This is a genomic window from Ruminococcus sp. AF17-12, assembly GCF_003479245.1.
Classification (GTDB): Bacteria; Bacillota; Clostridia; order Lachnospirales; family Lachnospiraceae; genus Blautia_A; species Blautia_A fusiformis.
The window spans coordinates 29,661-53,234 of record NZ_QUGY01000010.1; the positions used below are offsets into that span (position 1 = coordinate 29,661).

A 23,574-nucleotide genomic window follows, 5' to 3' on the forward strand; every position below is an offset into this window, starting at 1 on the left:
AATTAGTGTTTCTTTTTTCTCATAAATGCAAGGGCTCCTGTACCAGTCGCACCAATGCCGAGAAGCATAAACCACAGCCACAGATTGGTGTTATCCCCAGTCTTTGGTGAATCACTGACAGGTTTTCCACCTTCCGGTGTCTTTTCTGCCGGTTTTTCCTCATCTACCATGGTTACATGCTGTACTTCACTGGTATCCTTTACTTCGAATCCCACATCTTTTGCAACCAGATAGCCATCCGGTGCTGTTTCTTCACGGAGAGTGTATTTTCCGATCGGAAGCATTTCGATGTAATGTGCTTTCTCTGTACTGGTCCAGCTTTCCACAACTTTTCCATCCTGATCAAGGATTGTGAGTTTCGCTCCCGGAAGTTCTTTTCCGGCGATATCCTGTTTGGAGATTTTCACCTTCGTTACATCATCCTTCATCTCAACTTTCTGCACATCGGCAGTATCTTTGATCGTGAACTTCACGCTTTCAGCTGTCACGTAACCATCAGCAGGTTTTGTTTCAACCAGTGTGTATTCTTTTCCGACAGTCAGCTCACGGATCACATGTGCTTCTTTACCGGAAGTCCATTCATCCACGATATTTCCATCAGCATCTACCACTTTCAGCTTACATCCTGGAAGTTCTTTTCCGGTTGTCAGACTGGATTTGGTAAATTCAACGACGGTTGGCTGATTATCAAAGGTAAAATCATAAGTGACTGTCGGCTGATCCTCACCTGCATACTCAAAGGTAAATTCCTTTACTTCATCGTTGGTTACGAATCCGTCCGGTGCATAGAGCTCTTTTACATAGTAAGTTGCTCCTATTGGAAGATCTGCAACAAATGTGATCTTTCCTTCTTCATCCGTAGATTTCAGTTCAATGATCTCATCGGCTTCGATCAGGACTTTACCTGTTGTCTCAGACTTAATGTCTTCTTTGGCAAATAATCCAAAGATAGCGCCTTCCAATGTACGGTCAGAATCTTTTTCTTTCTTAAGTACAGTGACTTCTACTCTCTGGCGGTTGTTCTGCCAGTCTTTGTCATAGACTACAACTGGTGTATTCTGATCCACGTAAGTCAGATCTACATGACGGATCTCACCATCCAGTACATGACCGTAAGCAGTTCCTGTTTCTTTCACATAGTATTTACCAAGTGGAAGATTTTCCAGTTTTGCAATACCGGTTTCATCTGTCTTGATCGTTGCAATCAGTTCATCCTTTTTATAGTAATCGTCACTGACGCCATCGGCAGCCTTAATGTCTTCCTCAGCATAGACTTCAAACGTAACATCTGTCAGTTTTCCGGTTACATAGTTGAAAATGTGTTCCACCACACCTTTGACCTTATCGGCCAGTGTAACAGAATCCAGGAATTCTCCCTTTTTGTTGATGATGAGTTCACCAACCGGTACCTCGTCCTTCATTTCCACTTTCTGAACTTCTCCGGTATCTTTGACTGTGAATGTCACATTATTGGCTACCAGATAACCATGCGGTGCAAACTCTTCATGTAGGGTATAAGTCTCACCCACTTTCAGATATTTGATCACATGCGGTGCATCTTTGGAAGATGTCCAGCTATCTACTACATTTCCATCTTTATCCGTTACTTTCAGATAAGCTCCATCCAGTTCTACACCGGTTGTTGCATCTGATTTTGTGATCTCAACAGTTGTCGGCTGGTTCTTCACTGCAGATTTCAGTTTCACTGTCTGTACTTCCTGACCCTGATAAGAAGCATCAAATCTCAATACTTCCTCAGATAATACAAATCCGTCCGGTGCTTTCAGTTCTTTTACATAATAGCTTCCAAGTGGTAGATCCAGCGTACAAGCTGCCTGACCTTTTTCATCAGAAGTCATTTCCTGTAAAAGAGTATCTGCTTTGACGATCACGTTTCCATCTTTTGTCTGGATGTCTTTTGCGTTATAAATACCGAATACTGCTCCGGCTACTGTATTGCCTGTCTCGACATCCTGTTTTTCGACAGTAATCGATACTTTCTGTCGTTCATCTGTGACAGAGATTTCTTTCTCGATCACTGCAGTATCCTGATCCGCATAAGCAAATTCGACATTTTCCGACACAGTATTTAACACATAAGTGTCCGGTGCATTCTTCTCTTTGACATAGTATCTACCAAGCGGAAGATTCTTTACGGTTGCATAACCATCTGCATTGGTTGTGACGGTTGCTACCAGTGCATCCTTTGCAAAATACAGAGTTCTCTGTCCATCTGCATCTACCTGATGATCGGCAGTATAGATATCCTCTGCCGCATAGACTTCAAATTCTGCACCTGCAAGGCCAGCCATTTCATACTGGAAATCCTTCTCAAATCCCTTTAACACTTCACCCTGTTTATAGATCTTTAACTGACCTTTGACCGGGGCATTGGTATATTCCACATCAATGACTGCATCTCCTGTGACAGGATCTGTCAGATAAGCAGTATCTGTATCAACGGCAACTGTCACATAGTTTTTGGATATTGTGTACCCATCAGGTGCCGTCACTTCCTCAATCCTGTAGTTACCAGGTTTCAGATTCTTTGGCAGTACCAGGTATCCTTCCTCATTTGTGAAATAGGATTTGTGTACCGTTGGCTTCGGATAGGATGTTGTCTGTTCCACATATTTCTGATTATCCAGGTCGTATACCTTGAACTCAGTATTAGCCAGGAGTACAGATTTCTGTGTTTCTGCATCCTTTTTGATGATCTTTAATTTTGCTTTGAATTCTTTATCCAGCAGCACTCGCCATGTCTGCGGTGTATCCGGATGATTCTCTGTGATCTTCACTACAAAATCATCGACCGGTGCATAGTTGTGTTTGCTTGTGGTTTCTCTTACCACATAAGTTCCATATGGAAGCGGAATCGATCTTGCATATCCTTTTTCATCGGTAAACATTTCTGTCTGACCATCTGCAGTCAGTACAACTGGTCTGGCTGAATCAAAATCATAACTTCCATCTGCTTTTACTTTCAGATCACTGACAAGCCATGCTGAAAAACCAACTCCCTGCAGAAGATCTGCATCGGTCTTTCCGTTGTTTGCTGCCTTGATGATCTGGAACGGCTGCTTGATGACGGTTTCTTTACATACAGAAGTTCTTTCTACTGTCGGAACAGTAGCACCTTCGTAAGTACAGTCCACATCATGTTCTGTCGGATCCAGTACATATCCCACTGGAGCACTAAGCTCTTTCAGATAATACTTTCCAAGATAGAGATCCGATACAGAAGCTTCGCCATTCTTATCCGTTGTCAGGGATGTGATCAGGCTGTCTTTCTTATGGATTGTTCCGGTTCTTCCATCCGGATGAACAATGTCTTCTCTTGCATAAAGGCCATATACCGCACCTTCCAGTGTTGCATCTCCCTGGGCTTCATTGCCTCTCTCAGCATCCTGTTTTGCAATGTTGAGCTTTGCATTTGTTCGCTTATCCGTTGCATTTTTGGTTGTTGTCTTTCCGATAGCAAGAGTCACATTATAAGACTTTGTATCGATCTGATACCCTGTTGGAACAGAGATTTCTTTCAGATAAACAACTTCCTGTGTCTTTTCCATTGTGAGCTGTGAAGCACCATTCTGATCAGTTGCAGGCATCTCTGCGATCAGCTTTGTACATGCAGCATCGGAATAGATCCCGTACACTGCACCAGCCAGTGCATTTCCTGTATCCTGGTCTTTCTTTACAATGGATACCTTGCATTCTTTTGTCCAGGTTACTTTAAAATCCACATATTTCTCATTTCCGACACCTTCACCGAAAACAAGAGCCAGGTCCTGTGTTCCAGATCCTGTTACAATCTTGTAAGCAGAGTATTCTTTATCAATGCTTCCCTTCATCCGAGAAGAAAATGTAGCACTGACGCTCTCTGCCTGATCAAGTGGTGCTGTCAGATAAAACTGTGTACCTCCACTGATTTCTACACTTGCTCCTGCAGCACTGGTTTTACCGGTTGTCACATTTACAAGCTTTACACCGTTTGGCAACTTAAATGTGATTGTCTGCAGTTTATCTGCTTTGAATGTGATCACGCTTGTTCGCTGGCTGTTTCCTTCCACATAAGCCTTTACATTAGATTCGGAAAAGCTCATATCTACAGACGGAATGTCCGGCATATTTACACAATAATTATAAAGTTCCATTGCCAGGTTCTTTCCTGTTGCATTGGTTCCGGATGCCCAGTCACTGGATCCATTTGCATATGCCGCTGCGATATGAGTAATAATGAATCTCTTTCCTGCCGGGAAATCCGGATGTTTCTCATCAAAGAAACCATTCTCATCACTTGCTTTTGTTCCGTAATAGCAGACCTTTGCAAGTGTCTTTCCATCGGCAAGTTTCTGGATCGTATAAGTTCCATTTCCCGGTCCTTTTTTGGATGGTTCAACACAGTATGCTGTCGCATTGATGCTTCCCCATTTCACATAATATGGACAAGTCAGATACGAACCTAATCCATAGTCTGCATAATAGTACCAGGAACCCGCTGTAACAGTGACTGATTTTGTTCCTGTCTCACCAGAAGCAAGCATCATTGGCATATCGAAAGTAATACTTTCACCTGCTTCAAGATCTGCAAGAGCAACTTCCTGGTCAACAGCTTCCTGCATAACCTCTGAGAGTGTGATCCCTGTTTCCGGATCAACGGTCTCCTGATTCTCCGTTGCTTCGATCTCTGCATCAAATTCTTTTTCTGTCAGTTCTGTTTTGCTCTCCGTTTTAGCATCACCAGTTTCCTCTGTAGACGAGCCAGCCTCAGAATCCTCTGTTTCTGTCTCATCGGAAGAACCAGCATCCTGATCAGAAGAACTTTCTGACTGCGAATCTTTCTGCTGATCCGCTTCTTTTACTACGATCTTTCGATTGATCTGGTAGGTTGGGTGATCCGTTGTCTGTGGTTCTACATAATAGACTGCCTTATAGGAATTGGCATAATCGGTAGAAAAGTCATTCCCGTCCGTATCTTTTGCTTCCTGAAATGTAACTTTTACTTTGCTGTCATCCTGGATCGTAAGACCGGTATAATCACTCTTTACATCGAAATTGTCTCCAACCTTGATCTCATAATCCTTTGCAGTTACCACTTCATCTTCATCCAGCTGATCCTTGATCTCCTCATAATACGGAATCTTTTTTACAGATCCGGCATCATCAGAAGCATAGGCAACTGCGGGAGAGAGTACCGTCGATAGAACCGTTACTGCAGTCAATAAACCGGACATCACCCTGCGTGCTTTCTTTTTCACGTTCATTCTCTTAAATCCTTCCTTTCTGATTTTTTGTATATGATTATCTGTTCGTGTCTGCGTATTATCTTTTATACGAAGATGATCGCCTCCTTTCCTGAAATTTGCGCTATTTGGGACAGTCAGCACAAGCTGAGATAACAGCACAAATATATGGCGGTACCTGTTTATCACAAATACCGCCACATGATTTCTACTGTCATCCTCTTTTCAGATTCAGACATTTTATTTTGATTTAAGATTTAAGCGTTTTCCTGTTTTCTTTCCCGAATCCGTTCCTATATCAGTTTCCATCTCTGATACGTTTTCTTCTGGCAGACACGCAGCTTTTCGCTCTATGCATGTTCAAACCGAATATCACTCCGGGCAGGCTATTCATTTTTCAAGGTACATGAAGGTGTTCTATGCAAACCCTTCATATAACGAAACGCTGAGAGCCTGTTTTACAGTGGTCTGATTCAATTTTTTTGAAATTTTTTTAAAATTCTTCGTTTTCCGCCTTTTTTTTCATCGTTTTTAATGCCCTGTTCAGGAGGTCATTTACACTCTGCTGTTTGATTCCCAGATAATCTGCAACATCCTGCTGACGCATTTCCTCGAAATAAACCAGATTGAGTACCGTCTTTTGTCTCTCTGTTAACTCTTTGATCAAAGCGTTCAGAATTTCTCTGTCGATAACATCGTCAACAAAATCTTTTGAAGATCCTCTCATAATCTCCGCATCATCTGTAACATCGCTGTTAGAAAATACACCATGATTGGTGCTGATTTTGCTCTGGCTGTATGCCATACGGTCTTCAGCCTCCATCAGCAGACGGATATACCAGTTTTCATTATCAAAGAACTCTTTATTGAATTCCTTGTTATCACCAGTTACACTCACATATTCATAGTCATCACAACTATGAAGTGGAAATACGGTTGATTGATTTCCTGCTGTATAAAGTACATATCCGTGATCATAAACAGAGATTGTTGTATCTGCATTGATCATTTCCTTTACTACAACTTTGTGTTCCTTCAAGGATTTCACGCTTGGGATTCTCTTCTCCACATCAGCAACTTTCACGATTTTTTTCAGTTCTTTTAATGTCAACATAAAGACCACCTTTCTGCCTTTCGGCTCCGGGTGGTCCATTCCATCTTTTATAAAATTCCTGCACAGACATAAAGAACTGCAGCACAAGAGATCACGAACTCACCCGTTTTTTTTGAACGGGAGTCCGTGACTCCTTTGTAACGCATGTATCTGCGTTTAGATTAAGTTTGCCAGATTGCCTGGCTTATTCAGTTGCTATGTGCATCTTCTGATTTATTCTCTGTTTGCTCTTTGCGAAACAGGGAATAATCGCCCATAGCATCGTAAGGACAATGCCTTACAAATTCCTGGTATTCGATTTCAGTCATCTTTGCTTCCTCCTTTGCGTCATGTTATCAAAATCTCTATTTACAATTATTTTTGCAAAAAAGAATTCAACCTCTATATAACGAAACGCTGAGAGCCTGTTTTACAGTGGGGTACGACAAAAAAATTTAAAAATTTTTCGAAATACGTCAAAAAAACCCGACAAAACAAATACTTCAACAATCTCCAAAACCAGAAAATACTTCTGATCTTGCAGTGTATCCGTAAATGTTTTGCCGGGCTCTTAGTGATTCCAGTCAGGTTCAGCTCCTTGACAAACTCTTGCTGTCTGGTGCGTTCTTGATGGTTCCTGCCAAATCCAACGCTTACTACAGACAGCTCATTCTATTCTGTTATGATCCCTGATTCATCATCTTTCGGGAATACGTCCGCATCCTGGACTTTAATTGTTCATTTCGGATGTGGATCGGACGAACCGACACAATATCATCCTTTACAAATATCTCCAATGTACTGCGACATTTTTTGCACTCCACTTCTGAATCGCTTTGTGCGCTCTTTTCAATAAATGCTCCACATACAGAGCAGTGTACATGCCATTTAATAGCACCTGATCCCATATAGGCTTCCTCCTTTAAGCAATAAGATATTTCTCCATTTATTACTCAACGGACCAAAGGGAAATCAAATCCGCCTTATGAGCATCATGCCATCCATTCCGTAAGTGCCAAAGCTGCACGAACAGCACGATTTCTATTCTGATCAGATCTGCTTTGTCGATCTGTGCATCCTTTTTTATCCTTTCACCAGCTACCACTCACTCTTTCCGGTATAAAAAATTCCGCTGTGATTAATTAACATGATATTTCAATAGTTTCAAATACATCACCAGTCAGATCACAGATGTCCTGGATCTGAATCTCGGTATCATCAATCCGTAAGTGGACTGATGGATCAAAAAATTCTACGGTTCCAGATAATGTATGGTACTGACCAATTAATGGATCCTTCCAGGATTTTTGAAAATAAGTTGCCTGTATCTTCATTCCATATGCCAGGATTCTTAATTTCATATCCAGCTCATTTTTCTTTTCCTCAGATAAATCTCTTTTTGGTTCGTAAATGATTTCCTGTTGCCGGATCGTTTCATCCAGTCCACGAAGTGCCGCAAATGGAGCAAACTGTTTTGCCCTGCGTCCTACATCCATGGGATGCCTCCTGGAAACCGGTCTTGGTAAATATAAATACGGTTGATATGCACTTGCTAGCACTTTTTGCACCTCCTCTAAGCACGGTGACCACCAATCTGTTCATTGCGTTCTCTATAGGTGGAACACTCCAGCAGATTGGATCCACGCATGATCGCATTCTTTCCATAACGCTGCTTTACATTCAATACTGCTTCCTGTAAATGCCGTTCCTTATCGGTCTGTTTGGGATCATCAAACAGGCTGTACTGCACATAACTTTCAGGAGCAACCCTGTTCGCACACACCTCGATTCTTCGGATTCCGGTATATCTGTCTGCAATCCTGAGATATAAATCTGCCACTGCATCTATGATTTTTTTTGAACTATTACTTCCTCTTTCGAGTTTTACTGTTCCTTTGGATGCCTCATGCTCATACCTGTGGTCATATGCGATCCATAAGGTGAGAGAGCTTGTTACCAGTCCTTTTTCAAACAGATCCAGGACCAGATTATCTGTCATTTCCCTTACGATCACAAGTGCTTCGTCAAAAGAATAATTTCGCATCAGCACCTGACCATTTGAAAGGCTGTGTTCCTCCGAATGATAGTTCTTGATGTCACTCATCCGGCATGTTTCATAGCCCCATGCATGATCGATCAACAGCTCTGCATCAATCCCAAACATCTTATACAGCCAGTCTTCGGATCTTAAAGAAGCCATTGCAATATCGCCCATCGTATGGATTCCATAACCGGCCAGTTTTTTTTCAGTCCGGGATCCAATCCTCCAGAAGTCACTTAATGGTTTATGATCCCATAGCTTCTCTCTGTAAGAGAATTCATCCAGGATTCCAATGTGGTCATCCACATGCTTTGCTACGATATCCATTGCGATCTTAGCAAGATACAGATTGGTTCCCACACCTGCAGTTGCAGTGATGCCAGTTTCCTCCATGACTGCCTGCATAAGCTTTACCGCCATTTCTTTTGCAGTGAGATGATAAAGCTGCAGATAGTTTGTCACATCAATAAAACATTCATCGACACTGTACACATGAATATCTTCTTTTGAGACATACCGCAGATAGATTCCATAGATCTTTGCGGAATAATCCATGTACAGCTGCATCCTCGGCATGGCTGTAATGTACTTCACACAATCCGGTATCTCATGGATCCGGCACCGGTTCTTGATGCCAAGCGCCTTCATGGCCGGAGTGATTGCCAGACAGATTGTTGACTTTGATCTGGTCGGATCTGCAACCACCAGGTTTGCTTTAAATGGATCCAGTCCACGCTCTACGCATTCTACAGAAGCATAAAAGGACTTCAGATCAATACAGATAATAGAAGTCTGATCTTGACTCACATTGCCACCTCCCATACGTCTTTCCTCTTTTTGTAACATGTATCCCATTTTAACTATCAATGATTGTCTATCTTTCCTGTTTTCTTCAAAATACAGGAAATTCATTTCACATATTCATTGACAAAAGAGGAAATATTGTGTATCTTATAGGAAAGATGTTTCCCTTATCTGTGATTCACATTATAGGAGAGATATTTCCCTTTGTCAAGATTAATTTTTATTTTTTAGGAGACACATTTCCCGTTTTGCCTTGAAGCGGCTAATGAAACTTATAAGACAAGGCTTAGAAAGAGGTATGTTTATGACATTCGGTGAAAAAGTAAGATCATTAAGAAAAGAAAAAAAGATGAGTCAGCAGGAACTGGCCAGTATGGTTGGTGTTTCATATAGGACCATTCGATCCTGGGAAGTAGAAGGACGTTTTCCAAAACAAAATGTTCTGTATCAGAAACTGGCAGATGCATTACAGTGTGACGTTTCTTATCTCATGAGTGAGAATGAAGCTTTTATCACAGAAGCATCCGAACAGTTTGGTAACCGTGGTGCCAGACAGGCTCAGCAGATTCTGGAACAGGCTGCAGCTATGTTTGCCGGTGGATCACTGACCGACGAAGATAAAATAGCTTTTATGGATGAGATCCAGAGCCTTTATCTGGATTCCAAAAGACGTGCAAAGAAATTTACACCGAAAAAATATCTGAAAAACCAAGAGGAAAAATAATAGAAGGCGGGATTATTGTACACCTAATCTGTTACCTTATAGTTACAAGGATATTTCTGCCCTTTTATTTTTTACTTTTGAGGTGATTTATTTGAGAAACACTTACATATATACAGAAACAAAGAAATTAATCAAGAAATATGGAACCCGAGATCCATTTGAGATCATGGATCAGATGAACATTGTTGTCGGGGAAACTTCCAGATATAAGACACTGAAAGGATATTGTTTTATGAGCTGCAAGACGATCTATGTCATGATCAGCAGTTTCCTTTCAGAAGAAGAAAAGATGATCGTTGCCGCCCATGAATTAGGGCATATCATCCTGCATCGTTCCCAGCTGAAAATGGCTCCGATGCAAGATGATACACTCTACAATATGACGGATAATACAGAATACCAGGCCAATCTGTTTGCTGCCGATCTTCTGATTGATGATGAGGAGATCGAAGATATGGTTCAGAACGAAGACCTGGATTACTTCGGACTCTGCAGTTCTCTGAATGCAACTCCGGAACTCATGAGCTTTAAACTATACAGCCTGACAAAACGAGGCCAGGCTTATCATATGCCGATGGAGATTCAGAGTAATTTCCTGGCAAAATAATAAAGGATAAGCGCATTCTACAATAAGAAAACTATAGATTTATCTCACTGAAAGGAGGAACATTTATGTCAAGACATCATATTGAAAAAGTAACTTGTCCTTCCTGCCATCATGAGGGGGATTTTGAGCTCTGGGACAGTATTAATACTGCACTGGATCCTGAAATGAAAGAGAAGGTACTTAATAAATCTATTTTCCTTTATACTTGCCCGAGCTGTGGAGAGACCTTTCGTTTAAACTATCCTACACTCTATCACCAGATGGAAGATCTTATCATGATTTATCTGGTTTCTGAATCAGAAGTAAAAAAGACATATGAAATGTTTTATGGTGAAAATGCTTTGTTTGATTTTCGTACTGAAAAATATTTATCCCGAATCGTAACGTCACCAAATCAGCTCGTTGAAAAGATACAGATTTTTGATGCAGGTAAAGATGACAGGATAATGGAACTTGTTAAATTACTTGCGACAGATTCTCTTCTCGAAAATAATCCTGATGAAGAATTTGATGAACTGCGCTTTGCTGTCGACGATGACGGAACAAATATTCTTGTAATCATTAATAAGGGTGAGACCACTGGTGCAGTTGACATTGACGATATGTATGAATTTGCTTCTTCACACTGCACTGATTTCAAAGATCTCCGAGATGATGAGGATATTGTTATCAATCGGGAGTGGATTCTTAACAAACTTGCTGAAGCAGAAAACGAATAGTATATTTGGTGGCTACACCCCCAAGCCCCTGTAGAATAAATAACGCCAGTACTGGATATCAAAAATCCCGCACCGGCGTTATTTATTAAAATATTTTGTTTTTTAATCTTCAACACTCTCTACTGAAACTTCTTTTTTCTTCCTACTTTTACCAGAAATCATCTTGTGTCCTGTATAAATAGCCATAATCATGCAAAGCAAAGTACTTGCTGCAAAGTACTTATGGCCTTCTTTTGATCCCTTATAACCTGTATAAAAAGTTCCAAGCATTGTAATCAGTGCACTGATAGACCAATATTTATGTGCTTTCATTCAGATACCTCCTGCCGTTTTTCTTAATCATATACCTTTTAAAATATATATACAAACTGGTATTTTGAATCAATCGACAAGCAGCTCGGAGCTTCCACTATAAATTCATACCTTCAGCAAATAGGATATGGCAATGAAAATATATCCGGAGATTTCTCTTCCTACTGGATGCAGTCATCCTTAAAGATTTCACCAGTAGAACAAGTTGAACTTTTGAAAAATTTATATCGAAACAACTTCAACTTTACTCCTGCTAATATTCATGCCGTCAAAAATTCCATCCATCTTACCGCCTCTGAAAATGGAGAATTTATGGAAAAACCGGAACCGGACGAGTGAACGGGCAGGATATAAATGGCTGGTTTATAGGTTTTATAGAAAGTCAAAATAATACATACTTTTTCTCCACAAATATTCAAAGCGAACAACGTGCAACTGGTAGTAAAGCATCAGATGGTGCTTTATCTACTCGTATTGATTCGTCACATAAATATAAGCATCTTCCAACGTTGCAGGAATTGACATACACTCCAATTCTGGCTGTATTTCAGAAATCACTCTTAACTGCAATCCCCCCTCAACATACTGTTTTGATGTAATACGATACTTCTGTTCCACTTCTCTTGCTTTTCTCTCATCAGGTACTTTGCAAATCCAGATTTTCCCCTGTGCTTCTTCTGTCAAATTCTTCATAGAACCCGCATATAAGAAACTACCTTTGTGCATAATTGCAAGTTGGTTACAGGTAGCAGCCAAATCTTCCACCACATGAGTTGAAAACAAAACCGTTCTGTTTTCAGAAAAATCTACTAACAAATTGCGGATGCGAATACGTTCCTCTGGATCTAAACCGGTAGTCGGCTCATCCACAATCAAAAATTCCGGTTCATTTAAAAGCGCCTGCACTAATCCTACCCGTCGTTTCATCCCGCCTGACAACTGTTTCATTTTCTTTTTCCGGTGTTCTGCAAGACTGGTCTTTTTCAAATAATATTCTATTCGTTTCTTGCACTCCGCTTTTGGAACACCTGCCAAATCCCCCATATACTCTAAACACTCCTGAACTGTCAAATTCGGGTAAAGATCAATTTCCTGTGGCAGATACCCTATTTTTCTCTGGATTTTTTCATAGTTTCCTTCACTATATAAAATCCTGTCCAATGTGACCGTTCCACTTGTAGGTTTAAGTACAGTAGTTAAAACCCTCATCAAAGTTGTCTTTCCTGCTCCATTTTCTCCCAATAATCCAAAAATTCCATTCGGTATATTTAAATTCGCATGATTGATTGCTGTCACACCATTTTTAAATCTTACTGTTAAATCCTCAATATGAATACTCATAAACTTACCCTCTCTTTCTAACTATTTTCGGCAATACTACCAATAAAATCAATCCAATACCAATACACAAAGCTTTCCCTTGCAGCCATGTAACATCAGCAGTATTTTCTATATCTCTGAAAGCATAGGAAAACAGATTCCATGCCCCAAAAAGTTTATCTCCTCCCGTGGAATTTGTTGCTACCCATATCAGAAGACAGCTTCCAATCCCCATCCACATATTGCGAAAAAGCATAGACAATGTATTGACCAATATTCCCCAAAAGAAAATGGTTACTACAATCGCTAAAAAATAGGCAATAAACTGAAGTATTTCACTTTCTGTTGCCGGATGTGTGACCGGTTTTTGAAACACAAAAAACAATCCGTAACCTAAAACAGCAAGCAGTAATAAAAAAACTTCCTGTATCATTATTCGCTGCATGATGGAGCAAATTCTCTTTCTTATTGGATACAGCCTATGGATTTCTGATCTCTTGCTTGTAATTTCCTGCACATAAGTGTCCGCACAAAAAACAGCAGTCAATATAGCAAAAGGTGCCTCAATGGAAAGTCCTATTTCATTTGTGAATACAACCCCACGTATCAAGCTTAAAATCACAACAAAAGATACTGCATAAGCAATCTTATAAAACGGCAGAACAATCTTCATTTCCTTCTTCATTTACATCCGCCTCCTCTTCCAAATCTGTATTGAAATCAGAATAATCACTACAGATGCTAAAATAAGTAGACTCTGATTTAAAAATGCCATTGGTGGCGGTGTCGTATCGAAAAGCTGATCAGGGAATCGAACCATAATCGCAAAAGGTCTTCCCCAATATCCATAAACTCCTTCCGCATTTCTTCCGCCCATATTGGAATATACCATGTAAAGAATCAGAAGCGGCACTCCCGGAAGTGGATTTTTAAATATGAGTGAAATCAATGTATATACACTTACAATCATCAGCATATTGGGAAGTATATAAAGTACAGTAGAAACTATAAAATCCCAGAACCGCACTTCAAACCCACTGTCTTTTGTATAAATAACACACAATGCCCAAAATAATAGATTTATAATAGTCAGAGCAATCAAACAAATTGCAAATCCTGCGCTTACTTTTCCAAATACATACTTTCCGGCAGTGATCGGTTTCGTGTGAAGCAATTCATAAGTATGCTTTTTCGTATCCTGTAAAAACAGAACCGCTAACATAATTGTTGCAAAAAAACACATAAACAACCCTGCAAAATCAGCAAATTTTCTTGAGTAATAAAAAGAAAACGCCTTATTTTTCATTTTTTCGTTCAGATATGTGTTGATTTCTTCTGGCGTTCCTTTGTAATAGGCACTATCTTCGTACATATATCTTGCACTATACCAATCATATTTTTCCTCCAGATATACGAATGCTTCTTCTAACTCCATATCAACAAGTTTGCTCATTACGGATTGTGCCTCTAAATCAGACATTTCTAATTCATCAATTAGTGCTTGTTTTATCTGTCCACTCCATATTTCTCGATGTTTTTCAGGATTCGCAGGAATATATCCTTCATAAACATCTCCTAAGCGAACTGTATCAGGATAATCATTGATAATTTTCTCGCCTTGCCCTAAATAATGTGTGGTTAAATATGGACTTGTCGTATTAAACACACCATAAATCACAAGCAGAATACCTACCCAAAATAACGGTCGCTTTAGATAATTCTTAATCTCTCTTTTAAAAATAGCAATCATACGTTTGCCTCCTTTCCTTGTTATAGACATCATAAAATATAAATCACAATAAAAAGACAACAGCATAAAAAAATCGGACTGCTTATGCAATCCGATGAAATACTGCTGTTATTACAGCTCCACTCTGTTTTTCGTTTTCTATAAGTAACTGTCCGCCATGCTTTTCACAATACAATCTGCTGATATACATACCCATTCCTGAATGTTTCAAACTATCTTTCACATTTTGCTGATAAAAAAGCTCTGTTGCCTTTTGTTTGTCTACTGTAAATCCCACTCCATCATCCTTTACTCTGATTTGTAATTCAGAATAAGTAAGGAGAACTTCCATTTCCACTTTTGTTTTGGCATAACGAAAGGCATTTGACAAAAGATTTTCTATAACCTCTAAAATCACTTCCTTATCTCCCGAAAATTTTTCTGCTGTTTCCGAACATTCTAAATCGTATTGCTTTCCAAATTTTTTCTCAAACACATTCATCTCTGCACGTATGTCTGTTTCTAACTGCTTACTTGTAATTTTTTCTGCCACCAACTCCCTTGCATCTAAACTGCTCATCTTTCGCATTGTTTCCACAAATATATCCATACGTTCAATCTGTTTTTTGCTTTCATTTACCATATCTAGGGCTTGCTCCATATTTATCTCTTTCTTAGGGAGATATTCTGAAAGCATTTCCTGATACCCCTCCAGCACAGATAGTGGAGAACGTATATCATGTGCAATCGCTGTTCGCAAAGCCTTTTCTTCCTCAATCATTTTCCATAATTGATGGTTATTTTCTGCAAGCTGCTCCTTCATCCGTTCAAATTCTCTGCACAATCTTCCCATTTCATCTTTATTTTCATAGGTAATATGAAAATCCAAATTATTTCGACCAACTTGTTGTGATGCCAGTTCTAATTCTTCAATGGGATTTTTCAATTTATGCTTATAAAAAAGAAACACTGCTATGATATTGCCTACCACAGACACGATAAGTACTGTAAACGTCTGAAGGAAATCGCATATCTCTGATACATGATAATCAAATTTTTTCATTTCATAAGAATTCGGTCTCGGAACATCTGTCAAATACTTTCTACCTTCACCTTCTGCCATTTCAAAATACTTTTCTTGATCTACATATTTCCACCAAATGTCATCTTGTATAGTGGCTGCCATTCGCATAATCAATGCTGAAAGATAAAAACTAACTATCAAACTAACAATCATATACAAAACTATAGTTTTTCTCAACGAAAGATTTCTTATTTTGTCCATTTATATCCCATCCCCCATATCGTTTCAATATATTCATGCTCCGTATATTGATTGATTTTTTTACGAATTCTACGAATTAACTCTGTCACCACTCGGCTATCTCCTTCTGCATCGTATCCACTAATCTTTTCATAAATACGTTCCTTATCAAACACCATTTCAGGGTTCATGGATAAAAGTTCTATAATCTCATATTCTAATTTAGTAAGCCCTAAAGCATTTCCTTTAATATGTACGCATTTACTGGCATAGTCAATTACTAATTCCCCATAAAACCGTTGTTCTGTTTTTCTATGTAAACGTTCCTCACGTTTCAAATGGGCAATAATTCTGGCATCTAATTCTTTCAAACTGAATGGTTTTAAAACATAATCATCGCCACCAGACAACAATCCCATTACTCGATCCTGTTCTTCTACTTTTGCAGTCAAAAAAATAATCGGACAGGAAACCATATCTCTGATTCTTCTGCACACTTCAATTCCGTCCATTCCCGGCATATTTACATCCAATAAAATAATATCGGGATTTACACTTATCTTTTCCATTGCTTCTATGCCATTTTCTGCAATAATCACTGTATAATTCTTCAATGTAAAGTATTGATTCAACATTTTTAGCAATTCTCTATCATCATCAACCATTAAAATTTTATAGTTCATAAATTCCACCTCTGGCTATAATGCTATCTTTTCTTTATAGTATATCTTATAAAAAACAACAAATAAACAACAATTCCTAAAAGGCAACAGCCTTTCTAAACTGCCGCCTTTTCTCCTTCATTTTATTTCCATTATTGATAAACCATCTCTGTATCCACAATCTCCCTTGCACACGATTACATATTGTTCATTCTCGCTACCCATTCCATCTGATTTTCTGCCTTTAACTGTTCCGTGATCCCCTGTGCCTGTTTCATCTGCTCTACAATTCTTTCAAACCTTAAATACTTATAGTCGTCTGTATCCAAACAAACAAGCCGAAGTCGCACAACAACTTGAAAATCTTATCAACGGAACAACAGTCCCAGATACTATTATAAAAAAGGAAAAAGAGCTCCTTCGAACTCTTTTGATTCAGTTCTGTAAACTTGAATTTATAGTCCTCTCAAAACCAATTTGCTTTTTCTTCTCGAAATACGGGAATATCACTATCTCGATATGGATTGTAATTATGAAGATTGCAACCAAACTCTTTTAATGATTTTATTTTGTTATCCTGTGTCCATACAATTAAAGATATTCCGTCAAATTCTTCAACATTTCCATTATTCATTTTGTTTTTAAAATACCACTCCACGATTGTTTGATTGCCTTGATGAAAAAATTGCTTAATCTCCCAGACAAGAACACTTCCACGTGTATTCCATTCGTCAAACCAGTGCTTTACCGTTTTGCGGTTTTCATATTTAGGACTCCAACTCTCAGTATATACAACATCATCTGTAAAAATATTGTCAATTCCTAAATCTGCTTTCTTAATCCACATATCAAACCATAATCGGATAATTTTTTCTCTCTCGTTCATAAAGCACCTCCACAACTTCCGATTTGCACTTCAAATCGTTTTCTTTATTCTATCATAGCATCCATTATTCCGCCATCAGTCTTTCGAACCAGGTATCCATGACAATGATAAACTGGCCTGCTCCTGGCAATTCTTGTAGCATTTCGTCAAGAGTTTTCTGTTTCACATATTTCTGCACATACACCCAACAGGCAATGCTACTGGCTTCTGATACAATGTCAGCTATGGTTTTGCGCATAAGCTCTTCAAATTCAGTAATTTCTTCTTTTGGGACAACATCATACAGTGTTGGTGCCTGATGACTTAATTTTACGCCATTTTCATTTGCATCTTTAAGCAGATTCTTAACTTTTTCTCTTGAATCCTCCGGTACTTTTATGTACTCCCACATAAATGCTACCACATCGGACGGTGTGTCTTTTTTAAGTGGTGGTAACTGAATATAATCATTGTTTTCGCTCATTTTCATATCCTCCTCACGATATAATAAAATCAATAATGCGTTCTCTTGTCATGTCCAGTACAGTATCTACGAACACTCCTGCAAAAAGGATCAGATACAGAATTACACTCAGCGAAAACAGAAATGCAACCTGTACCCAGTCATGGTAACAGTATGCAGTCGCTATAATCAACAAAGTGAATATAAACCCAAGGATCCCTCTGACAACCGCATAAGTCTGTACTGTCATCTTTACTGCCAGTCCGATCACAAAAAGGATCAGCCATACCGGCAGTAATAATATTTTCCCAGCAAGTTTTAAAATAAACATGTGCACCTCCTATCTTACCAGTCCTGGCATATCATGGTTCACCTCTGCCTGATAATACCCGTTCATCGTAGACGGTGCATTAAACAGGGATGCTAATAAATATTTCTTGATGTTCTTCACTTTGGTGGTGTTACCACGCATACAGTGTAAGACATACTCGATATGTGAATAGGTCAGCATCAGAAATTTTTTCTTCACCAGTGATGCCGGATACCAGTTGCTGGCAATCAATATCTTGTCATTTTTACACATCACAGTTTCTACGATCAGGTTCACGATTTCATCTACCTGTCGCATATCGTCATGATGGGTTACTTCCAGTGATTCATAATCAATGGTCTCTTTGACAAGGTTTTCATAAGCCTGATAATCCTCAGAGCGGTTATCGCTATCAAATCTTTTCTCATCCACAGATATGATAGGATTAGATTTATTATCATTCATTTCAGTATAACTAAGATTAGTATTATTAGGGTTTGAAATGTAAACTTCTTGAAGTTTGTTTTCGGGACTTCTAGAAGTTTGATTTTGGGACTTCATGAAGTTTAAATTGTAAACTTCTGCAGGCTCTTCATTTTCCACAGAAGTTTGTTTTTTAAACTTCTCTAATTCCTCTCCAAATTTTTTCTCATCTGTTTTCTCAGGCATAAAGGTTTTTACGTAGATAACATTCACCTTTCCAAATCCCTGCCTGCGTTTCTCAATCAGACCAATTCCTGTTTCGTCATCCAGCTCTCTCATGGATTTGATGGCTTTATTTCTGCCACAGTTCAGTAATTCCATGATATCTTCGATGGAAAAGTAGATATATGCTCTGTTTTTGTCGTCAAACCACTGATTTTTGATGGAAAGAGACATTCGATCCAACATCAGTCCATATAAAATTTTAGCATCGCTTGATAAATCTTTAAAATAGCTGTCTGTAAATAATGCTTTTGGTATGCGGTAGAAGCTGAACTGATCAGCTTCGGTACCGTAAAAATAATTAAATGTCATTTTTTTCTCCATAATTTCCTCCTTTCATTTTCTGCTAAGAAGTCCTCTTTTTAAACTTCTTTGACATTGTTTTCTTAGCTTTTTCTCTCCTTAACAGGACTGTTCCTGCATCCACTTTTCTAATAATGATTCAATCACCTGCTCCATATCTTTGGCTGTATAATCATCCGGAAAATACTTTGTCAGTTTCTTTTCTGAGAAAGTAAGAGACCGGGATACTTTCTTTGCCATCACACAGTTATTGAAAATCGATAACATCTGAATCTGATTGATTGGTCCATCATTCAGCTGATTTCTGAGTGCTGCAATCTGTTTTGGTTTGATGAATCCGGTGTCGCTGATATATTCGTAGATCCATCCCTGTACTTCCTTATCGATGTAGGAGATATTGACAGCAACCGTAAACTGAAGCTTCTTGTTATCTACCAGATCAAGAAGTTCCGGAATAAGTTCTGTTAATCGTACAAATCTTTGAACCTGAGCTCTACTTTCCCCAACTTGCTTGCTCAAGACTTCATCAGATCTCAACTTCGTCTCATTTTGAGACAAAGTTAAATCTGTTCTAACTCCCTGTCTTTTCATTGCCTCTAGTTTCATCTTATAAGCAAATGCTTTCTCACTCGGCAACAATTCCTCTCGCTGAATGTTAGCATCCACCATAGCCACAATGGCATCATCATCCGATAATTCTCTTACGATTGCCGGAATAGTTGTAAGTCCTGCAAGCTGTGCTGCATGCATTCTTCTGTGACCGGATACCATTTCATATTCTTCATTATCATCCATTCGAAGCAGTACCGGTGTCAGTACTCCATTGATCCTTACACTTTCAACCAGATCCTGCATCTTTTCATCATCCAGCACCTTGAACGGATGATTTTTAAACGGATGGATCTTACTAATCTCTATCTCCATTGCAGATTCTTCATTTACCACACCAAGCAGTTCATCAATGCTTGCCAGTTTAATCTTTTCGCCACTTCTATTTTTCATTTTTCAAAACCTCCTGTGTTAAGTTCTTATATGCTTCGGCAACTTTTCCTTTCGGGCAGTGCATGTAGATGCTTTTTCCCTCTGCACTGGTCTCAGCTGCTTTTACAGACATCGGAATCACATTTTCAAATACTTCTATCTGGCTTCCGTATGTTGTATGTACTCTCGATGCAATGTCCCTTGCGTAATTGGTTCTGAAATCAACCATAGTCAACAGAATGCCCTCAATCGCCAGTTTCCGGTTCAGCCTTTTCTTTACTGTAAGAATGGTCTTGATCAGCTGCTGAAGTCCTTTCACCGGCAGATATGCGGCCTGTACAGGTATCAGCACGGAATCGGAAGAGACCAGTGCATTGATTGTCATCATACCAAGACTTGGCATACAGTCGATCAGGATATAATCGTATCGGCCTCTTATCGCATCGATATATTCCTTCATGATCATTTCTCTGCTCATAACATTTCCCATCGTTACTTCCAGGGCAGAAAGCTCAATATTTGCCGGAAGTAGATCTACATTTTCCTGGTGATGTAAGATACCATCTTCCAGAGAGATTTCTTCTTCGTTAATGACATCCATCATAATCGTTGCCAGTGTGATGCGAAGATCATCCGGTTCCTCATATCCAAGACTTGCGGTTAAACTTCCCTGTGGATCCGCGTCGATCAGCAACACTTTCTTACCTTCTCTTGCCAGTCCAATGCCTACATTTACGGTTGTGGTGGTCTTTCCGACGCCACCTTTCTGGTTTACTACGGATATAACTTTACACATGATTTCTTCCTCCTTTAACTATCCCATGATTCTTTTTTCCATAATTTCAACAGTGCCAGTATTTCCCGTTTCATCATTGCCGGTGTATAAGAATTTGGAAAATACTTGTGCAACTGCTCGTTTGTGAATGCCACTCTTGTGATCTCACCCTTTTTCACTTCACACATGATCTCTTCCATCTTTTCCAGTGACAACTGTTTTTCTTTACTCAGTTGCCGGATCCTCTGGGCCTGTGAGAGTGATGGGATTGCCTGTGCATACTCCATTGCTACAAGCAGTTCTCTTTGTTCTTTTTCACTTAATGCAGCTATCTCTACAGCCGGACAAAAAGAAATGATCTCATCATCCAGTTTCTGCAACATTTCCGGTATCAGTTTTGTCAGTGAGATATAACGCTGCACTTGTTTTGGGCTATCACCACAATCTTCACTGATGATTTCTATTGCCCGCTTTCTTGGTGTTTTGTGGTCAACTTGGCTCTTTTTTCGACCACTTTTTCTTTTTAATACGTCATTCTTCAGTTTGTAAGCAAAAGCTTTTTCACTGTAGCTGATCCGTTCTCTGTGAAGATTGGAATCTACCATGCTCAAGATGGAATCATCTTCACTTAATACCCGGATGATTACCGGTACTTTACGGTATCCCAGTTTCTCCGCAGCATGTTTTCTTCTGTGGCCGGATATGATCTCATAGTATCCATCCGGTACCGGTCTGACGATCAGCGGATTTAATATTCCATACTTTTCAATGCTTTCCTGCAGAAGAAACATTTCCTTATCATCCTTCACCTGAAACGGATGCTCTTTGAACGGTCGAAGACGCTCAATCTCAATTTCTATGATTCTTTCTTCGTTTTCTTCTGATTGTCTGTTTGGTTCAGTCATCTTGACTCCTTTCCTCCAGGATTCAGGAAATAAAAAATGCCTGCCTGGAACTTTTATAGATAGTAAAGTTCCAAACAGACATTGCTGTTTGACCATTAGCTGTAGCTAATAGAATTGAATACTGTTTCAGCTAATTCATGTTTGCAGGTTTGGGAGAGATTGTTTCTTTTCCCGCCTTTTCTCTGATTTACATCCCCGAATAAGGGGTGACAACAGAGCGGAACCCAAATGTTAGCTGAACTTCCTAAAACCCATGTTTGCAAACCGGTAATTTTGATTAGCTGTCAGCTAACAAAAATCAGATTGCGTTAGCTGGAAATTGATCATTTTGAATGGAAAATCATGTCACGAACGTGATTAGAAAATAACAAAAGCGTTCGTTGTCAGCTAATCCAGCTAACATTTTCGAACGCTTTGAAGCCCGTCGCCAAGAGGATTTGAACCTCCGACCCCTCGCTTAGGAGGCGAGTGCTCTATCCAGCTGAGCTATGACGACACATGCCGCAAACCCTTGATTTTACTGGGTTTCTAGGATTTTTCCCTTCGGCCATATATAAGATTATCAACTCTTTTTCGAGTTGTCAATCTACAGATTTTTTTGATTTGGTAACATTAGAACGTTCCCCAATTTGGGGAATGCTTTGTTGTCACCATTAGCATTTTTCAGAATAGATTCGAACTGAAAGTTGTTTTTCATTTTTTCCCTTTGGGGAATGCCTCGGCTTTCTCTTAGGAGGCGAGTGCTCTATCCAGCTGAGCTATATGGACATATATAGTTGTGAAACATTTCGAACACTTCCAAAAGTTTCACAACCATTATTTTACTATATTTATTTTGAAATTACAAGAATTAATTCTAAATTTGAAAACTTAATAGTGCAGCTGACCCTGCAGCCAGATTGTTCCTTTGAAGCGGCGTCCAACTGCCGGTTCACCGAGAAGATCTTTGCTGTTGATGCAGATATCAAACTGTATATCATTGCTCTCTATAGTCATCTGGCAGATTTCTTCACCTGTCAGGATATTCTTAAATTTCATGATATCCAGAATCTCACCAAGAACATTATACTGATCACATTCAATTCCATAAGGCATGAAATAAGAGTCCACGATCGTGAGAACATCATCTGTAACAATTCTCTGGGAAATCATGGAGTAAGTATCCATATCCTCCATTGTAAGGCTCTCCATAGCTTCCTCATCACCATTACGCGCTGCTGCGATCAGATTAGTCCTGTTTTTGGAAAGTTCTCTCTCCACCTTTACCGCTTCCTTATCCTTCTGCAGCGGAAACAGGATCTTTCCCTCAGAAGCCAGACCGGAAACCGTCACCGGACGGTCCCCCGGGTCTTTCAGGCCTTTGTATTTCTCCTGCATATATTCTGCCAGATTCTGCAGATAAAAGATCATAGTCACGCCAATACGCAAATCATCACATGCTCCTGCATAAGATTCCTTATCTGTATGACGTTCAACAGTCACTTTTTCCCTGGATGTGATTCCTGTTCCCCTGAAAAATGGGAAATAATATTCCACGTGAAACTCACCGTTCTCATCGTACTGACCACAAACGCTGATTCCACAGTCACAGCCATAATTCTTGGAAAACTGTACAAATACGCCTTCCGGATGATTTTCCACGCAAACCTTTTCATCGTAGCTTGCGATCACATCACGAATGATCTCTTTTATTTCACTTCTTCTGGTAATCTGTGAAAAACCAACGGTCTTTAAATAACTGTGCACAAG

24 protein-coding genes, 1 tRNA gene and 1 pseudogene are annotated in these 23,574 nt (G+C 39.4%); 5 read left to right on the forward strand and 21 right to left on the reverse strand.

Features of this window, described 5'->3' with window-relative positions:
* Positions 1-2: 2 nt before the first annotated feature.
* The 5 genes from DWW77_RS11735 to DWW77_RS11755 form a co-directional block, all read right to left on the reverse strand.
* Positions 3-5,264, reverse strand: coding sequence for a SpaA isopeptide-forming pilin-related protein (locus DWW77_RS11735; RefSeq protein WP_118608783.1), 5,262 nt, complete (start codon positions 5,262-5,264; stop codon positions 3-5).
* Positions 5,265-5,736: 472 nt separating this feature from the next.
* Positions 5,737-6,357, reverse strand: coding sequence for a sigma-70 family RNA polymerase sigma factor (locus DWW77_RS11740; protein ID WP_226820970.1), 621 nt, complete (start codon positions 6,355-6,357; stop codon positions 5,737-5,739).
* Between the two features lie 659 nt (positions 6,358-7,016).
* Positions 7,017-7,244 (reverse strand): hypothetical protein, encoded by a 228-nt coding sequence (locus tag DWW77_RS11745; RefSeq protein ID WP_118085139.1) that lies wholly within the window; start codon positions 7,242-7,244, stop codon positions 7,017-7,019.
* Between the two features lie 234 nt (positions 7,245-7,478).
* Positions 7,479-7,832 carry a hypothetical protein gene (locus DWW77_RS11750; RefSeq protein ID WP_096240143.1) on the reverse strand — a complete coding sequence of 118 codons (354 nt, stop codon included), beginning with the start codon at positions 7,830-7,832 and terminating at the stop codon, positions 7,479-7,481.
* Between the two features lie 77 nt (positions 7,833-7,909).
* On the reverse strand, positions 7,910-9,184 hold the full coding sequence (locus tag DWW77_RS11755; RefSeq protein WP_502696231.1) for a Y-family DNA polymerase: 1,275 nt from the start codon (positions 9,182-9,184) through the stop codon (positions 7,910-7,912).
* Positions 9,185-9,485: 301 nt separating this feature from the next.
* On the opposite strand from DWW77_RS11755, the gene DWW77_RS11760 reads away from it, so the two are divergent.
* From DWW77_RS11760 to DWW77_RS11770, 3 genes are all read left to right on the forward strand, one after another.
* The gene (locus DWW77_RS11760; RefSeq protein ID WP_033126080.1) at positions 9,486-9,905 is read left to right on the forward strand and encodes a helix-turn-helix domain-containing protein; all 420 of its coding nucleotides are present in this window, start codon (positions 9,486-9,488) and stop codon (positions 9,903-9,905) included.
* Positions 9,906-9,996: 91 nt separating this feature from the next.
* Entirely contained in the window at positions 9,997-10,512 is a 516-nt protein-coding gene (locus tag DWW77_RS11765) for an ImmA/IrrE family metallo-endopeptidase (protein WP_225876977.1), read from the forward strand.
* Between the two features lie 65 nt (positions 10,513-10,577).
* Positions 10,578-11,231 (forward strand): CpXC domain-containing protein, encoded by a 654-nt coding sequence (locus tag DWW77_RS11770; RefSeq protein WP_118608759.1) that lies wholly within the window; start codon positions 10,578-10,580, stop codon positions 11,229-11,231.
* 102 nt (positions 11,232-11,333) lie between these two features.
* Here DWW77_RS11770 and DWW77_RS11775 read toward each other — a convergent pair whose 3' ends face one another.
* Positions 11,334-11,543, reverse strand: coding sequence for a DUF6219 family protein (locus tag DWW77_RS11775; RefSeq protein WP_005334849.1), 210 nt, complete (start codon positions 11,541-11,543; stop codon positions 11,334-11,336).
* 99 nt (positions 11,544-11,642) lie between these two features.
* Between DWW77_RS11775 and DWW77_RS18535 the strand changes: the two genes are divergently transcribed.
* The gene (locus DWW77_RS18535; RefSeq protein ID WP_334285710.1) at positions 11,643-11,882 is read left to right on the forward strand and encodes a penicillin-binding transpeptidase domain-containing protein; all 240 of its coding nucleotides are present in this window, start codon (positions 11,643-11,645) and stop codon (positions 11,880-11,882) included.
* Positions 11,879-11,935 (forward strand): annotated as a pseudogene (locus DWW77_RS18540) (hypothetical protein); the annotation flags it as partial. The gene DWW77_RS18535 and the pseudogene DWW77_RS18540, both read left to right, overlap by 4 nt.
* Before the next feature lie 73 nt (positions 11,936-12,008).
* On the opposite strand, the gene DWW77_RS11785 reads toward DWW77_RS18540, so the two are convergent.
* The 15 genes from DWW77_RS11785 to DWW77_RS11865 form a co-directional block, all read right to left on the reverse strand.
* Positions 12,009-12,884 (reverse strand): ABC transporter ATP-binding protein, encoded by an 876-nt coding sequence (locus DWW77_RS11785; RefSeq protein ID WP_005334851.1) that lies wholly within the window; start codon positions 12,882-12,884, stop codon positions 12,009-12,011.
* Positions 12,885-12,888: 4 nt separating this feature from the next.
* On the reverse strand, positions 12,889-13,548 hold the full coding sequence (locus DWW77_RS11790) for a hypothetical protein (RefSeq protein WP_005334852.1): 660 nt from the start codon (positions 13,546-13,548) through the stop codon (positions 12,889-12,891).
* A complete protein-coding gene (locus DWW77_RS11795; RefSeq protein WP_118085137.1) occupies positions 13,549-14,613 on the reverse strand; it encodes an ABC transporter permease in 1,065 nt (354 codons plus the stop codon). It abuts the gene before it with no gap.
* A gap of 82 nt (positions 14,614-14,695) precedes the next feature.
* Positions 14,696-15,877, reverse strand: a complete 1,182-nt coding sequence (locus DWW77_RS11800) for a HAMP domain-containing sensor histidine kinase (RefSeq protein WP_005334857.1) — start codon at positions 15,875-15,877, stop codon at positions 14,696-14,698.
* Positions 15,865-16,539 carry a response regulator transcription factor gene (locus DWW77_RS11805; RefSeq protein WP_005334858.1) on the reverse strand — a complete coding sequence of 225 codons (675 nt, stop codon included), beginning with the start codon at positions 16,537-16,539 and terminating at the stop codon, positions 15,865-15,867. The genes DWW77_RS11800 and DWW77_RS11805 overlap by 13 nt, the downstream gene beginning before the upstream one ends.
* Positions 16,540-16,715: 176 nt before the next feature.
* Positions 16,716-16,868 (reverse strand): TnpV protein, encoded by a 153-nt coding sequence (locus DWW77_RS11810; RefSeq protein WP_330371201.1) that lies wholly within the window; start codon positions 16,866-16,868, stop codon positions 16,716-16,718.
* Between the two features lie 116 nt (positions 16,869-16,984).
* Entirely contained in the window at positions 16,985-17,404 is a 420-nt protein-coding gene (locus DWW77_RS11820; RefSeq protein ID WP_006573504.1) for a nuclear transport factor 2 family protein, read from the reverse strand.
* Between the two features lie 64 nt (positions 17,405-17,468).
* Positions 17,469-17,867, reverse strand: coding sequence for a hypothetical protein (locus tag DWW77_RS11825; RefSeq protein WP_330371202.1), 399 nt, complete (start codon positions 17,865-17,867; stop codon positions 17,469-17,471).
* A 13-nt stretch (positions 17,868-17,880) separates the two neighbouring features.
* On the reverse strand, positions 17,881-18,177 hold the full coding sequence (locus DWW77_RS11830; protein ID WP_005334864.1) for a hypothetical protein: 297 nt from the start codon (positions 18,175-18,177) through the stop codon (positions 17,881-17,883).
* A 9-nt stretch (positions 18,178-18,186) separates the two neighbouring features.
* Complete coding sequence (locus DWW77_RS11835) at positions 18,187-19,185, reverse strand: DUF6017 domain-containing protein (protein ID WP_005334866.1); 999 nt, start codon at positions 19,183-19,185, stop codon at positions 18,187-18,189.
* 78 nt (positions 19,186-19,263) lie between these two features.
* Entirely contained in the window at positions 19,264-20,166 is a 903-nt protein-coding gene (locus DWW77_RS11840) for a ParB/RepB/Spo0J family partition protein (protein ID WP_005334867.1), read from the reverse strand.
* Positions 20,156-20,941 (reverse strand): ParA family protein, encoded by a 786-nt coding sequence (locus DWW77_RS11845; protein ID WP_005334870.1) that lies wholly within the window; start codon positions 20,939-20,941, stop codon positions 20,156-20,158. The genes DWW77_RS11840 and DWW77_RS11845 overlap by 11 nt, the downstream gene beginning before the upstream one ends.
* Positions 20,942-20,955: 14 nt before the next feature.
* Positions 20,956-21,825 carry a ParB/RepB/Spo0J family partition protein gene (locus DWW77_RS11850; protein WP_195993176.1) on the reverse strand — a complete coding sequence of 290 codons (870 nt, stop codon included), beginning with the start codon at positions 21,823-21,825 and terminating at the stop codon, positions 20,956-20,958.
* Positions 21,826-22,247: 422 nt separating this feature from the next.
* Positions 22,248-22,321 (reverse strand) — tRNA-Arg (locus DWW77_RS11860).
* 374 nt (positions 22,322-22,695) lie between these two features.
* On the reverse strand, positions 22,696-23,571 hold the full coding sequence (locus tag DWW77_RS11865; RefSeq protein ID WP_059086529.1) for a DUF3881 family protein: 876 nt from the start codon (positions 23,569-23,571) through the stop codon (positions 22,696-22,698).
* Positions 23,572-23,574 lie beyond the last annotated feature (3 nt).

Bases quoted from the DNA above. Each gene is read 5' to 3' on its own strand.
- DWW77_RS11735 (WP_118608783.1), bottom strand. From the start codon at position 5,264: ATGAACGTGAAAAAGAAAGCACGCAGGGTGATGTCCGGTTTATTGACT.
- DWW77_RS11740 (WP_226820970.1), bottom strand. From the start codon at position 6,357: ATGTTGACATTAAAAGAACTGAAAAAAATCGTGAAAGTTGCTGATGTG.
- DWW77_RS11745 (WP_118085139.1), bottom strand. From the start codon at position 7,244: ATGGGATCAGGTGCTATTAAATGGCATGTACACTGCTCTGTATGTGGA.
- DWW77_RS11750 (WP_096240143.1), bottom strand. From the start codon at position 7,832: ATGGATGTAGGACGCAGGGCAAAACAGTTTGCTCCATTTGCGGCACTT.
- DWW77_RS11760 (WP_033126080.1), top strand. From the start codon at position 9,486: ATGACATTCGGTGAAAAAGTAAGATCATTAAGAAAAGAAAAAAAGATG.
- DWW77_RS11770 (WP_118608759.1), top strand. From the start codon at position 10,578: ATGTCAAGACATCATATTGAAAAAGTAACTTGTCCTTCCTGCCATCAT.
- DWW77_RS11775 (WP_005334849.1), bottom strand. From the start codon at position 11,543: ATGAAAGCACATAAATATTGGTCTATCAGTGCACTGATTACAATGCTT.
- DWW77_RS11785 (WP_005334851.1), bottom strand. From the start codon at position 12,884: ATGAGTATTCATATTGAGGATTTAACAGTAAGATTTAAAAATGGTGTG.
- DWW77_RS11790 (WP_005334852.1), bottom strand. From the start codon at position 13,548: ATGAAGAAGGAAATGAAGATTGTTCTGCCGTTTTATAAGATTGCTTAT.
- DWW77_RS11795 (WP_118085137.1), bottom strand. From the start codon at position 14,613: ATGATTGCTATTTTTAAAAGAGAGATTAAGAATTATCTAAAGCGACCG.
- DWW77_RS11800 (WP_005334857.1), bottom strand. From the start codon at position 15,877: ATGGACAAAATAAGAAATCTTTCGTTGAGAAAAACTATAGTTTTGTAT.
- DWW77_RS11805 (WP_005334858.1), bottom strand. From the start codon at position 16,539: ATGAACTATAAAATTTTAATGGTTGATGATGATAGAGAATTGCTAAAA.
- DWW77_RS11820 (WP_006573504.1), bottom strand. From the start codon at position 17,404: ATGAACGAGAGAGAAAAAATTATCCGATTATGGTTTGATATGTGGATT.
- DWW77_RS11825 (WP_330371202.1), bottom strand. From the start codon at position 17,867: ATGAGCGAAAACAATGATTATATTCAGTTACCACCACTTAAAAAAGAC.
- DWW77_RS11830 (WP_005334864.1), bottom strand. From the start codon at position 18,177: ATGTTTATTTTAAAACTTGCTGGGAAAATATTATTACTGCCGGTATGG.
- DWW77_RS11835 (WP_005334866.1), bottom strand. From the start codon at position 19,185: ATGGAGAAAAAAATGACATTTAATTATTTTTACGGTACCGAAGCTGAT.
- DWW77_RS11840 (WP_005334867.1), bottom strand. From the start codon at position 20,166: ATGAAAAATAGAAGTGGCGAAAAGATTAAACTGGCAAGCATTGATGAA.
- DWW77_RS11845 (WP_005334870.1), bottom strand. From the start codon at position 20,941: ATGTGTAAAGTTATATCCGTAGTAAACCAGAAAGGTGGCGTCGGAAAG.
- DWW77_RS11850 (WP_195993176.1), bottom strand. From the start codon at position 21,825: ATGACTGAACCAAACAGACAATCAGAAGAAAACGAAGAAAGAATCATA.